This is a genomic window from Azospirillum sp. B506 (genome assembly GCF_000333595.1).
Lineage (GTDB): Bacteria > Pseudomonadota > Alphaproteobacteria > Azospirillales > Azospirillaceae > Azospirillum.
In genome coordinates this window covers 1-13,091 of record NZ_BADK01000408.1, presented here as the reverse complement: position 1 = coordinate 13,091, position 13,091 = coordinate 1, and the positions used below count along the sequence as shown (strand labels likewise).

General features: G+C 67.3%; 11 protein-coding genes. 1 reads left to right on the top strand and 10 read right to left on the bottom strand.

What is annotated here, in order from left to right:
- From I71_RS12540 to I71_RS12530, 3 genes are all read right to left on the bottom strand, one after another.
- A partial coding sequence (locus tag I71_RS12540) for an MG2 domain-containing protein (protein ID WP_244433792.1) occupies positions 1 to 1,369 on the bottom strand: 1,369 nt, incomplete at its 3' end.
- A 186-nt stretch (positions 1,370 to 1,555) separates the two neighbouring features.
- Positions 1,556 to 3,148, bottom strand: coding sequence for a sensor histidine kinase (locus I71_RS12535; protein ID WP_244433791.1), 1,593 nt, complete (start codon positions 3,146 to 3,148; stop codon positions 1,556 to 1,558).
- A 216-nt stretch (positions 3,149 to 3,364) separates the two neighbouring features.
- Complete coding sequence (locus I71_RS12530; RefSeq protein ID WP_042695187.1) at positions 3,365 to 4,528, bottom strand: aminotransferase; 1,164 nt, start codon at positions 4,526 to 4,528, stop codon at positions 3,365 to 3,367.
- A 179-nt stretch (positions 4,529 to 4,707) separates the two neighbouring features.
- Between I71_RS12530 and I71_RS12525 the strand changes: the two genes are divergently transcribed.
- Positions 4,708 to 5,727 carry a purine nucleoside permease gene (locus I71_RS12525; protein ID WP_042695186.1) on the top strand — a complete coding sequence of 340 codons (1,020 nt, stop codon included), beginning with the start codon at positions 4,708 to 4,710 and terminating at the stop codon, positions 5,725 to 5,727.
- A gap of 53 nt (positions 5,728 to 5,780) precedes the next feature.
- Here the strand turns inward: I71_RS12525 and I71_RS12520 are convergent, their stop codons facing one another.
- The 7 genes from I71_RS12520 to I71_RS38270 form a co-directional block, all read right to left on the bottom strand.
- Entirely contained in the window at positions 5,781 to 6,071 is a 291-nt protein-coding gene (locus I71_RS12520; protein ID WP_049976074.1) for a hypothetical protein, read from the bottom strand.
- A 126-nt stretch (positions 6,072 to 6,197) separates the two neighbouring features.
- The gene (locus tag I71_RS12515; RefSeq protein ID WP_042695185.1) at positions 6,198 to 6,677 is read right to left on the bottom strand and encodes a hypothetical protein; all 480 of its coding nucleotides are present in this window, start codon (positions 6,675 to 6,677) and stop codon (positions 6,198 to 6,200) included.
- Positions 6,678 to 6,952: 275 nt separating this feature from the next.
- The gene (locus tag I71_RS12510) at positions 6,953 to 8,527 is read right to left on the bottom strand and encodes a methyl-accepting chemotaxis protein (RefSeq protein WP_042695184.1); all 1,575 of its coding nucleotides are present in this window, start codon (positions 8,525 to 8,527) and stop codon (positions 6,953 to 6,955) included.
- Positions 8,528 to 8,711: 184 nt separating this feature from the next.
- Positions 8,712 to 9,251, bottom strand: coding sequence for a histidine phosphatase family protein (locus tag I71_RS12505; RefSeq protein WP_049976073.1), 540 nt, complete (start codon positions 9,249 to 9,251; stop codon positions 8,712 to 8,714).
- Positions 9,252 to 9,382: 131 nt separating this feature from the next.
- Entirely contained in the window at positions 9,383 to 11,587 is a 2,205-nt protein-coding gene (locus tag I71_RS12500) for a GAF domain-containing hybrid sensor histidine kinase/response regulator (protein ID WP_049976072.1), read from the bottom strand.
- Positions 11,584 to 12,708, bottom strand: a complete 1,125-nt coding sequence (locus I71_RS12495) for an alpha/beta fold hydrolase (protein ID WP_049976071.1) — start codon at positions 12,706 to 12,708, stop codon at positions 11,584 to 11,586. The genes I71_RS12500 and I71_RS12495 overlap by 4 nt, the downstream gene beginning before the upstream one ends.
- Positions 12,705 to 13,091 (bottom strand): hypothetical protein (locus I71_RS38270; protein WP_042695183.1); only part of this gene is annotated, 387 nt, incomplete at its 5' end. The genes I71_RS38270 and I71_RS12495, both read right to left, overlap by 4 nt.

Below are 13,091 nucleotides of genomic sequence, written 5' to 3'. Positions count from 1 at the left end.
GGCCGTCCGGCTCGGCATGGGCGGTGACGATCCAATTGCCGGGATAGGCGTTCATCGGCAGGTCGATGCGGGTGGCATAGCCGCCGGCCCCGCTGTCGGTCAGGCTGCGCCGTTCCACCTCGAAGCCATCGGGGCGCAGGACACGGATGGTCAGCTGCTTGCCGGCCGGCGGTGGATTGAGGTCGCCGTCGCGCAGCAGCGCGGTCAGCTGCACCGTCTCGCCCGGCCGGTAGATGCCGCGTTCGGTGTAGAGATAGGTGTCGAGTCCCCCGGCCGCCGGGCGGACGATGGCGGCGGCAGGCTTGTCCGCAGTCTCGGCCGGCGGAGCACCGCCGGCGGTCAGGTCGAGAAAAGCGAAGTCGCCGTCGCCGCGCGCGGCGAACAGCGCCTGCACCGGCTCGGCCCCGGCAGCGCGCAGGGCGGCGAGGTCGAAACGCCCCAACCCGTCGTCCCCGGTCTGCACACGCGCGAGTTCGGTGCCGTTGCGGGCGACCAGACGCAGGTCAACCCCGGCGGCCGGAGCCGCGCTCTGGGCGGAACGGGCGAAGACCACCAGCGAATCCTCGCCGAGGATGGTGTTGAGGCCGAGGTCGGAGACGACGAACCACTGGGTCGCCTTGCGGTCCCAGCCGCCCGGCTTGATCTCGTCCGCACCGGCGACGGCGACATAGACGCCGGGCTCCAGCTTGCCCAGCACGGCGTCTATGGGGAAGGCGGTGGTGACGGAGCGGTTCGGCTGGTTGCCGATGCCCATCTCGCCACGCCAGACCTCCTGGCCCGACTTGTCCAGGATCTCGCCGATGTCGTAGTCGGTCATCTGCTGCGTGATGCGGCCGAAATAGATCTTCTCGACCAGCGCCCGGTCGGCGATGCGCAGAACCTGCAGCTTCGCCCGGTCCAGGTTGATGGAGCGCAGCGGCAGACCGTCCGCCCCGACGCGCGGCAGGATGTAGCCGGCGCCGCGGAAGGCCAGAGACGGCTTGCGGTTCGGGACCTGAACCTCGCGGGTGTCGGCGGCCGGCAGGCGCTTGCCGTCGGCGCCGGGAAGCCCGTCCTTCAGGGTGACGCGGTAGCTTTCGCCATGACGAAGCCCTTCCACGCACAGCGTGCGGTCGCGGGCGATGGCGGCACCGTCCACCGCCGGCTCCACCGCGACATAATCGCGGTAGTTGACGGCGCGCGAACGCTCCAGCCGGTCGGTGAAGGTGAAGCAGGCCTGGGGCGTATCGCGCTCCGCCACCACCTCGACGCTGGACACGCCGAAGGGCACCGGCTCGGCCGGCGGGTCGGCGGCGAAGGTCTGGGATACGGTGAGCGTGCCGGAGCACGCGACAAGAACGGCACAGACACGCGCCAGCGCACGCAACATTATAGACAGGCCCCAATTCCGCGGGTGGATCCGATAGCACGCGGCCGGGGACAGCCCTGGCGTCGGCTCGGACCTGGACAAAACCGGCGCGGAGTATGCCCAAGCGGCAGGGGTTTCGCCATGGCTTTGCGCCACTGCCGCGAAGATCGCCTTGGTTGCGCAGCGGACCGGCGGCAGACCGCAGGGTCAGCCGGCGAATTCCAGCGTGACCTGGCTGCCCTGGCCGGGCCGGCTGTCGATGCGCAGGCTGCCGCCATGCGCCTCGATCAGCGACTTGACGATGGGCAGGCCGAGACCAGTGCCGCGGCCGGGCTGGGTGGTCATGGCGGACGCCTGTCCGAAGGGAATGGAGGCCTGACGCAGTTCCTCCGCCGTCATGCCGATGCCGTTGTCGGTGACGCGGACGACGCAGCGGCCATTGATGCCGCGCGCGACGCTGACCAGCACCCGGCCGTTCTCCGGCGTGAATTTCAGGGCGTTGCCCAGCAGGTTCAGCAGCATCTGCTTCAGCGCCCGCTCGTCCGCCCGCACCAGGGCCGGGGATGGCGGGCGGTTGATCTCCAGCCGGATCGACTTCTGCTCGGCCTGCGGAGTGACGATGCGGATGGCCCATTCGGCGGCGGCAACCGGATCGACATCCTCCATCAGCAGCGCGAACCTGCCGGCCTGCAGGCGCGACAGGTCGAGGATATCATCGATCAGGGTGAGCAGATGCTGGCCGGAGGTGTGGATGTCGTGGGCGTAGTCGGCGTAGCGCTCCCCGGCATACGGCCCGAACATCTGGTCCTTGATGATCTCGGAAAAGCCGAGGATGGCGTTCAGCGGCGTGCGCAGTTCGTGGCTGACGCGGGCCAGGAAATCGCGGTTGACCGCCAGCGCCGCCGCCAGCCGCTCGGCATTGCGCTGCTGGACCAGCAGGAAGGCGGCGACCAGCAGGATGGAGATGCCGAGCAGCGCGGCGATGATCTGCATCTGTCCGCGGAAGCCGGCGACCGCGGCGTCGATGTCCTTCACCGCGATGCCGACGACGAGAACCAGCGGGTAGCCCTCGACCGACCGGTAGGCATAGACGCGGCGGATGCCGTCGGCGATGCTGTCCTGCCAGAAGACCCCGCTCAACGACTGCCGGAGCGCCACCCACAGGTTGGAACCCTTGCTGTCGATCCCGACGGAATCCATTCCGTCCTTGGAGCCGCGGGCGCGTATGATCCGGTCCAGCCCGACCAGCGTGACCACGCCGTTGCGGCCGACATCGGCCTGCCGGTAGAAGCTGGACAGATAGTCGGGATCGACATTGGCAACCACCACCCCGGCGAAGTTCCCCGCCGCATCCTCCAGCCGCCGGGAGAAGCGCAGCAAGGGCCGCCCGGTCTCCGAGCCGCTGAAGGGCAGGCCGATCTTCATCAGCGACCGCCCTTCTCCCTGGTGATAGGCGAGCAGGTCGCTGCCCTCCAGCCTTTCGGGCGGCCCGCTCCCCTCGCTGCGGAACCGCTGGACGCCATCTGGACCGAAGACGCTGAAGTGATGGATCAGGGCAGCGTCATAAAGTCCATCGTCGATGATGCGGCGCGCGCGGGGCAGCACACCCTCGGCGTAGCGTTCGGCGAAGGAGCGCAACGTGGTATCGACGTCATGCACGGTTCGGCTGGTGCTGCTTTCATAGGCGCGTGCCGTCGTCTGGGCATTGACGATGGCCTCCCGCGTCTGGCTTTCCAGCATGGAGGACGCCATCAGGACATAGCCGCCCCACACCCCGGCAAGCGCGAGGGCGGCGGCCACCAGGACGCCGTTCCGGAAGGACAGCCCCCTGATGGACGGGAACCGAAAGGTCGGGAGACGTGGCATCACCTGCGCTCCGCCGTTCCGTGGCCCCCAACCGTTCCATAGACTGAAAGGCCGGGACCGGCGGGGGTGGAGCCGATCTTCGCGCCAACCGGTTAAGAGTTGTCAAATATCCGGGCCGTCAGCCCGGACAGTATTCGTATGTGTGGAATTTTAGCTGGACAGGAAACGAGTCCGCAAGCGGTCGATGGCGGTGTCGAGCACTTCATCCTTCTTTGAGAAGCAGAAGCGCACGACGTTGGTCGGCGCGTTCTCCACGAAGAAGGCGCTGACGGGGATGGCAGCCACCTTCGCCTCCGCCACCAGCCAGCGGCAGAAGGCCTGATCGTCGCCGTCGAAGCCGAAGCGCGAAATGTCGGCGGCGACAAAATAGGTGCCTGCACTGGGCAGCACGTCGAATCCGACCGAGGCGAGTCCGGCCGACAGCCGGTCGCGCTTGGCCTGAAGCCCTGCAGCAAGCCCGGTGAAATAGCCCTCCTCCTTGCCAAGCCCATAGGCGACCGCCGCCTGGAGGTTCGGCGGGGTGGTGAAGGTCAGGAACTGGTGTGCCTTGGCGACCGGTTGCAGCAGGTGCGGGGCGGCGGTGACATAGCCGACCTTCCAGCCGGTCAGCGAGAAGGTCTTGCCGGCCGAGCCGATCTTCAGGCAGCGGTCGCGCATGCCCGGCAGGCCCATCAGCGGGATGTGGCGGCGGCCATCGAAGACGATGTGCTCGTACACCTCGTCGCAGACGGCCAGCGCGTCGTGACGCTGGACGAACTCGGCGATCAGATCCAGCTCCGCGCGGTCGAAGACCTTGGCGGCGGGGTTCAGCGGATCGTTGATCAGAATCAGCTTGGTGCGGGGAGAGAAGGCAGCCTCAAGGTCGGCCCGGCTGAAGCTCCAGTCCGGCGCCTTCAGCGAGACGAAGCGCGGCACACCGCCTGCCAGCCGGACGATGGGCAGGTAGCTGTCGTACATGGGCTGGAACAGCACCACCTCGTCGCCCGGATCGATCAGGCCGAGCAGGCAGGCGGTCAGCGCTTCCGTCGCTCCGGAGGTGACCATCGTCTCGGTCTTCCAATCGACGTCCAGGCCATAGAAGCGGCCGGCATGGGCAGCCAGCGCCTGCCTCAGGTCGGGCGTGCCCATCATCGACGGATACTGGTTCCACCCGGTCAGCAGGGCGTCGGCCGCCGCCTGCAGCACATCGGCCGGCCCGCGGTCGTCGGGGAATCCCTGGCCCAGATTGATCGCGCCATGCTCCTCCGACAGGCGGGACATGACCTCGAAAATGGTGGTGCCATAGCTGGACAGCAGCGCGTTGCCCGACTTCACAGGATAACCTCCTCATGCGAACGGACGCACAAGATGGAGGCTGCAGGGCAACGCTGTCCAGTGCCCGCTTCCGCAGGGCAGACCGCAGCCAGCCCGCATGAAGCGACGGAGAGGGAGACGCGGATGGTACAGCCGTTGCATACTCAGGTAAGTTTCCCGTGCCAAGGAGTGAAGGTCCGATGTCATTGTTCTCCCGCTGCCGCGGTGCCGCCCTGTCGGCTCTGCTCCTGTTCGGGCTGGCTGGTCCGCTTCAGGCGGCCGAGCCGATCAAGGTCAAGGTTTTCGTCGGCTCGATGTTCGAGATCGGCAAGAACACCGGCGACCGCGCGGGCGAGTTCCAGCACTGGTACGAGCGCTACTGGCAGACGGCCGAGCCGATCCCGGTAAAGGGCGCACTGAACCCGGTGTATTGCGATGCAGACGGTGTGTGCGGATCGGTGCTGGGCATGGGCAAGGTCAGTTCCTCCGCCTCGATGCAGGCGATCCTGCTGAATCCGCAGTTCGACCTGTCGCAAGCCTATTTTCTGATCACCGGCGTGGCCGGCACCCCGCCGTCGCGCGGCACCATCGGTGAGGTGAACTGGGCGACCTGGGTGGTCGACTATGACCTGGGGCACCGCTGGGCGCCGGAGGAAAACAAGCCGGGCGAGCCGACCTTCATGCCGCGCAAGGGCTACGAGGCGGTGCGGCTGTTCCCGATGAACCCGGCGCTGGTGTCGTGGGCGATGCGGCTGACCGCCGACACGCCGCTGAAGGACAGCGAGTCCGCCCGTGCCTACCGCAAGCGATATCCCCAGGAAGCCGCGCAGCGTGCTCCTTTCGTGGGCACCGGAACCCACATGACCGGCGATACCTTCTTCCATGGTCCTGGAATGTCGGCCCAGGCGCAGTACATCGCCAAGCTCTACGGTGCGGACGATTATGTGATCACTGAGATGGAAGCGGCGGCGATCACACTGGTCATCAAGCGGTTGCAAGGCTCCGACCGGGTGATGAGCCTGCGGGGTGCCGTCAATTTCGACCAGGGCAACCCGAACGAGACGACGCTCCAGCATCTTGACCCGAAGCCCGGCGAGACCGCCGGCGGCTTCGCCGAGACGGTGGAGAATGTGGAGCTGGTCGGCTCCCGCATGGTCGACCACATTGTCGGCCATTGGGACCAGTGGAAGGACGGCGTTCCGGCCCTGCCCGCTCCCTGACCGGCGGCATTGTCATCACCTGCCGGGCACCCCCCCCGGCAGGTGCGCGCGGTTCACGCGCCATGGATCTTGCGCAGGCGGCGGCCGCGCAGCTTCTGCCGGATGCGCTCGACCGGGCTGAACATGCGCGGATAGCGGCGCTTCGACCGGATGAACAGACGGCGGGCGTCGGCGGAATTGCGCAGCACCAGCACGCCGCCAAGCAGCATCACCGGCAGGCCGCCAGGGCCGGGCAAGGGGGCGATCAGCAGGCCGAGCAGGATGATCGTGCATCCGGCGCCGATCAGGGCCAGCTGTCGCACGCGCGCGAAAGACAGCGTCTGGGCGGTATCGGGAGGGCTCATCTGCGTTCGACAGGCTCCAAATTTTGCGTTCGTTCGCATATGGCCCTGAAAGAGCGGGTCGAAAAGCCCCCCTCCCCTCCTTTGCGCGGACGGAACCACACCGTCCCGCCCGGGAGAGGGCTGGACTCAATGCAGCGTGCGCAACGGTTCCGGCGCCGCGCCGCGCAGGCGGGCCGGGTCGAGACGGCTGAGGGCGGCATCCCGCTCGGATGGCTTCGGCTCCCAGCCAAATTCGCGGATCAACTGGTCGCGGGCGGCGACGGCGCGGCGGGAAAGACGGGCGCATTTGTCCTGGGAGACACCCTGCCGTTCAGCGCGGCAACGGCGGTCGGCGCAGCTTTCCAGCATCAGGCGGATCATCCGTTCACGCTTGGCGACGTCGACATACCCCATCTGATCGAAATAGAGCTTGGTAAAGGCCAGTTCGGTAACGCGGGCGTGGGTCTTGCGGTCGCCGACGATCACCGCCGCCACCACCTCCACACAGCGGCCGGCGAAATGCGGCAGAGGGGCCGTGCCGTCGTCGGCCCGGTCGAGCTGGCTGCTCGGCAGGTCGATCAGACGGCCGGTCCCGTCCTTCACCAGATAGCGGCGCCAAACCGACATTTCCGCCTCCCGTCAGGCCAGTGCCCGAGCGAAGCCTACACCAGTCCGGGCGGCGACGGAACCCACCGCACCGTACACGGTTTCGTGAGCGGGGCCTGTTCCGTCCCGGACAAACCGGACGGACGGTTCAACCGAACAGCGACAGGCCGACGGTCAGGACGCCCGGATCCTGGCTTCCCGGTGGAAGAGAAGCAACCTGGATGCCGGGATCGGCATCCGTGGCGCCTGTCGCGGAGTTTGCGAGCAGGCACCACACCGCCAGACGGGCAAGGAAATCAGCCGGTCGTCAGCTTTTCGATGAAGTGATCGACCTGACCTTTCATATCGTGGAAGTTCGTCTCCAGGTTGCGCACGCCGGTATGAAGCTGCGTGACCGCCTCATCATTGTGCTGGGCCGATTGGGAAACGCCCTCCACATTCTCGCGCAGCTTCTCGGCCCCGACCGCCGCCTGCTGAACCGCCCGGCTGATCTCCACCGTCGCGGCATTCTGCTCTTCCACCGCGGCGGCAATCGACGCGCTGATTTCATTCAGGGTTACGATCACCGACGCGATTTCGTCGATGCTGTTGGCGGCGGCTCCCGACGAGGATTGAATGGTTCCGATGAGATTGCTGATCTCTTCGGTCGCCTTCGCCGTTTGGCTGGCCAGATTCTTGACCTCGGTGGCGACCACGGCGAAGCCCTTGCCGGCCTCACCGGCACGGGCCGCCTCGATCGTCGCGTTCAGCGCCAGCAGGTTGGTCTGCCCGGCAATGGAGGAGATCAGCGTCAGAACGTCGCCGATGCGCGAACTGTCGTTCACCAGCTTGCGCATCAGCGCCACGGTTTCATCGAGCTGGCGATTGGCGTTGCCGGAGGCCAGGTGGGACGACGACGCCTGCGACGAGATTTCCCGGATCGACGCGACCAGTTCCTCGACGGCGGCGGCCACGGTCTCGACGTTCGCCGTGACCTCGTTGGCCGCTCCGGCGGCCATACGGCTGCGGCTGGCGTTTTCCGCGACGCTTTCCGCAACGATGCCGATGGAGCCGCTCATCTCCGTGGAGGTGCGGTTGACCGTGGACAGCAGATGTCCGACCTCCGCATCGAAACTCTCGGCGATCCGCGTCATATCCTGCCGGCGCTGCCGTTCCGCCTCCTCGCGGATCCGCACCTGCTCGGTTTCCAGCTGGAGCTTGGCGATGGCGTTCTCGCGGAAGGTCTGCACCGAGGCGGCCATCCGGCCCACCTCGTCACGGCGGTCCAGCGCCGGCACGACGACATCGGTCTTGCCGTCGGCCAGATCGCCCATGACCGCGGTCATCAGCACGATGGGACGGGTCACGCCGCGAACGATGACGAACAGGACGCCGCAGACCAGCAACAGGGCAAAGCCGCCAACCACGGCGATCTTCGCCGTTTCGATCCGGATCATGGCGTAGGCATGCTCGGCGGTCAGCCGGATCTCGATGGTGCCGATTTCCGATTTCGCCTTGCCGGCGCCATACATCAGGGGGGCGGTCGCGGTGATCACCGACGCCGGGTCGCCGGACTCGGCGGCCGATTTGCCGTGATTGGCGAAAACCCGCCCACCCTTCGCCGTCAGGGTGCTGCCCAGATAATCGGGATCGGCCGCCAGCGCGGACAGCAGATTGGTGGCGGCGTCGTTGTCCATGCCCCACATGGCTTCAGCCGCACCGCCAACGAGAATGGTCGTCATCATCCGGGCGCGGTTGGACAGAGATTCGCGGACGGACACCATGTTCGTGTAGGCCAGACCGGCGATGGCGGCCACAGCGATGCCTGTCAGCAGGATGGCTATCGGCATCAAGGCGCGGGCCGTCAGGCTCCGGCTGAAGAAGGTCGGCATGGCACTTTCCTTTCCATTCATCCCGCACGCGAACCGACATCGGCGAGACGCAATACGCAAACTTTTGAGGCGGCGACAGAGGAAAAGCGAAACCTATGGGATATTTGCATACATCCAACTCTCTTCTTTGTCCAATTTTTTGCGCGCACGACGCGAAAAAGTAACGGTATCGCTATGAAATTTCTCAATTTTCCTGTCTTGCCGGAAAATGGAAGCGAACCACGCCGGCATTCGCCATCGGCGGCCGGAGATCGCCGAGAAGGATACCGAGCACACGCCCGACGCCTTTGCTGCCGACCAGCACCGGCAGGCGATGGCCATGGCCGGCGATCTCGTCCAGGGCACGGCCGACGCGGTCGCGAAACTCCGCTTCCCCCTCGCCGCCGGGCGGCGTGGCGCCGGCATCGATCAGCGGCTGGGTCTCCGCGATGGCCATGCCGTTCCATTGGCCGAGACGGCGTTCAATCAGTCCGTCATGGAACCGGATCGGCACGTCGCCCAGCACCGACCGCAGGATTTCGGCGGTGCGGCGGGTGCGCAGCAATGGGCTGGCGACGATGGCGTCGATGCGGTCCGGCAACGCCGACAGGCTTTGCGCAGCCTCCCAGGCCTGCTGCTCCCCCTGTTCGGTCAGGGGAATGTCGACGTCGCCGCCGCAGCGGACATGGAGCCGGTTGTAGGCGGTTTCGCCGTGACGCATGAACAGGAAGTCGCGTTCACCCATGACAGCCTCCGGCCGCAGGCACCATGCTGTCCGGTTGGAGTGCGAGATGGCATATCCGATGCATTTCCACTGGCTTTCCTGACGCTCGTTGATGGGGGGCGATGCCGTTCAACTGCGATCGCAAAGCGGCCTCAATAGCGGTCGACGAAGGCGTTGACGCGGTTCCAGGCCGGTGCAAGCGCCTCTGAGGCCGCACCAATCCCGGCCCAGTCGTCAGCCATCGCCGCCTTTTCCAACGCCAGGCACACCGTTGCGAGAGCGGAGGCGCCCACCATGCCCGACGCGCCCTTCAGCGCGTGCGCCTGTTGCCGCACCTCCTCTGCGGAGCGGCCATCGGCGATGGCCTCGCCCAACCGCTCCCGCAGCGGCAGGCTGGTTTCGAGAAAGCGCTTCAACAGCCCACGGATCGCAGCTCGGTCATCGCCGAGCAGGTCATGGAAACGGCGTGTGTCGATCGCCTCGCCGGCATCGGAAGGCACAGGCGGTTCGGCGGACGGGGAAAAGGCAGCCTTTGCAGACGCGGGAGCCTGGACCGGCGCACCCGTCGGCAGCCAACGGCCGAGGCAATGGCCGAGACGGACCGTCTCCACCGGCTTGGTCAGGCAATCGTCCATGCCCATGGCCAGACAGCGCTCGACCTCCCGCGAGAAGGCATTGGCCGTGATGCCGACAATCGGCAGACGCCCCGGCAGACCGGCCAACCCGCTGCCCGCGGCCTCCCGCGCCCGAACGGCGCGGGTCAACTCCAGCCCGTCCATCTCCGGCATGTCCCAGTCGGTCAACAGCAGGACGTAGCGCTTGCGCGCGAGAGCATCGAGAGCGGCCTTGCCATCCCCCACCGCGTCCGCGGCACAGCCCAGCAGATCGAGCTGGCGCAGGATCACCTCGCGGTTGATCGGGTGGTCGTCGGCGATCAGGATCGGACCGTCGGGAAGGAGCGTCGGCATCTCCCCGCCCCGGTCCGGTGACGGGGCGGCGGGGTCCGGTTCGGGCGGAACATCGGACACCGGCAGGACCAGCTCGACCCAGAAAATGCTGCCCCGTCCCGGCTCGCTGTCGACGCCGATGCGCCCGCCCATGCGTTCGGCCAGCTTGTGGCAGATCGACAGCCCCAGCCCGGTTCCGCCGAACCGGCGGGCGATCGACTGCTCCGCCTGGACGAAAGGCTGGAACAGCCGGTCGGCCTGTTCGCGGGTCAGTCCGATGCCGGAGTCGCGAACGGCGATGCGCAGCGCGGCCCGGCCGTCGGCAACCCCCAGTCCGGAGATGCTGACGCCGATCTCCCCCTCTGCCGTGAACTTGATGGCATTGTTGGCGAGATTCAGCAGAATCTGCCGCAGCCTCACCGGGTCGGCGATCAGCCAGGGAGGAATGGCCGGATCGACGGCGCCGGTCAGGATCACTCCCTTTTCCGCCGCCATCGGCGACAGGGTGGCGGTCACCCCCTCCACCAGATCCGGCAGCCTCAGCGGCACCGGATCAAGTTCGAGCTTCCCCGCCTCGATCTTCGAGAAGTCCAGAATGTCGTCGATGATGCGCAGAAGCGAAACGGCGCTGTCGCGAATGACGGCGACCGACCGCTCCTGGCCCGCGTCCAGACGGCTGCGGCCCAGAATGTCCAGCATGCCCAGCACGCCATTCATCGGCGTGCGTATTTCGTGGCTCATCATCGCCAGGAAATCGGACTTCGCCCGGGTCGCCGCCTCGGCCTGATCCTTGGCCTGACGCAGGCGCTTCTCGCTGTCGTGGAGCGCCTGCACCGCCCGGTTGCGGTCCTGCCCGATGGAGGCCAGGGCGACGAAACCGGCGACGGACTCGATGAAATGGACCTCGTCGTCGGTCCAGCGCCGCCCGGTCCGCCGTTGCTCGCAGCGCAGGAGGGCGACCGGCCGTCCATCGACCTTGACGCAGAGATGGACGAGGGAGATCACCCCCGCCGGCAGCAGCACCGGCTCCAGCAGCTCGGCAAAGCGGCTGTCGCCGGCGGGCGACTCCGCGACCAGCGAGCGTTCGGCGGTCAACGCCTCGCAATAGAGGGGGAACCGCGACAACGGCAACGCCTCCGCCTCCCAGGCGTTGAGCCCATGGCTGGCGACCGGGGTGGCCTGCAGTCCGCCGGCGGCCTCGGTCACCGTCCACACCGCCACCCGGTCCACATGCAGGGTGAAGGCGAGGATGCGGGCGATGTCGCCGAGCGCCTGGCCGAAATCGGAACAGCGGATGGACTCGAGCCGCGTGATGTCGTGCAGGGCCATGGTCTGGCGCAGCAGCCGGCGGCGGTCGCTGCGCAGCGCCTCCTCGGGGCCGCCGGCCGGCTCCCTGCCGCGGGGCGTCACCGGGCGCCTCCCCCCTTCGGCGGAACTGGAGCGGCACCGAACAGGTGACGCGGGCCGGCGGGCGGGTTGAGGCTGGTGAAATGCGCGTCCGGTCCCTGCCCCGCCAGCCAGCTGCGGACGAAATGGATCTGGTTGGCGTCGCTCATCGCCGGGGTGTGCCCGGTGTCGGGCACATGCATCGCCGTCACCCCCGGCTTGGCGGTCATCTCGTCCACCGTCTCGGGCAGCAGCGCATCCGACAGCATGCCATGAAGCACCAGCACGGGAATGTCGATGCCGGCCCATTCCTCCCACTGGGTCAGGCTGTCCTGCGCCTCTTCGGCATAGGCCTGCAGGGCACGCGGATCGTGACGGTAGATGCGCCCGCCATGGCCGTCAGACCATTGCGTCTGGAAGAAGGTGTTGTGCAGCAGTTCGTCCTCGGTCACCGGCCCTTCGTTCTTGGCCGAGGCGCCGAGGCGGCGGAACAGGTCGGCCGGACGGCGGAAGACATAGTGGCGCGCAACCGCCTGGGCACGGCGGCGGCGGCGCTCGCCCGGGATGTAGGGGCCGATGTCGTTCAGCACCAGCCGCTCGACGATGCCCGGATGCTTGGCGCAGAAGGCGATGGCCGAACTGCCGCCCAGCGAAGACCCGACGATGCTGGCCCGTTCGCAGTCGAGATGGGCGATGAGCTGCCGGATCACCTCGACATTGGTGGCGATGGTGTAGTCGCCCTGCGTCGGCATCCAGCCGCTCATCCCGCGGCCGGGCCAGTCGAGGCAGACGACATGGTAGTCCTCGCACAGCCCGAGCGCCAGATAGTCCCAGCGGCGCGCGGTGTTGGCGATGCCGCCGACGCAGATCAGCAGCGGCCCGTCGGGATCGCCCCAGTCGCTGTAGGCCATGCGCACGACCGTCGGCTTGATCTGATGCTCCGGCCAGTGCCCCTGGAGCGAGGTCGGATGCACATAGTCGAAATAGCGCTGCTCGAACCGACCCTCGAAGGGTTCAAGCGTGCGCTGGACCATCAGCTCATACTCGTCCCAGGTCATGGCATCGCCCCAGGACAGCAGGAAGCCCCCCTTCGGGTCGGACACGTCGGGAACGACGAGACCGTCTGCGAAATCACCGTCGCTCATAGTGCTTCCCCCTGTTCGCGAACTGGAATGGACGGGCCGCCTTCCGGATAGGCGCCGAACAGCGCCGCGACGGTCAGCAGCAGCGAGGCGGCAAGCGCCATGCCGCCGAAGACCGTCAGCGCCATGGCATAGCCCCAGCGGTCGGCGCACCAGGTCATCGCCATCGGCCCGATGAAAAGGCCGGCGCGCTCGCACACCCGGTAGATGCCGAGGATGGTGGTGCGACCGAACCGCTCCATGTCCGGCCGGGAAATGCTGAACAGCACCGTGATCTGCGGAGACATCCCGATGGATTGGGCGATCCCGAGCAGCGTGATGGCGGCGACCGCCCCCCACATGCCGTCCCAGCCGCCCGGAATCACCAGCATCGCCAGGCCCGACAG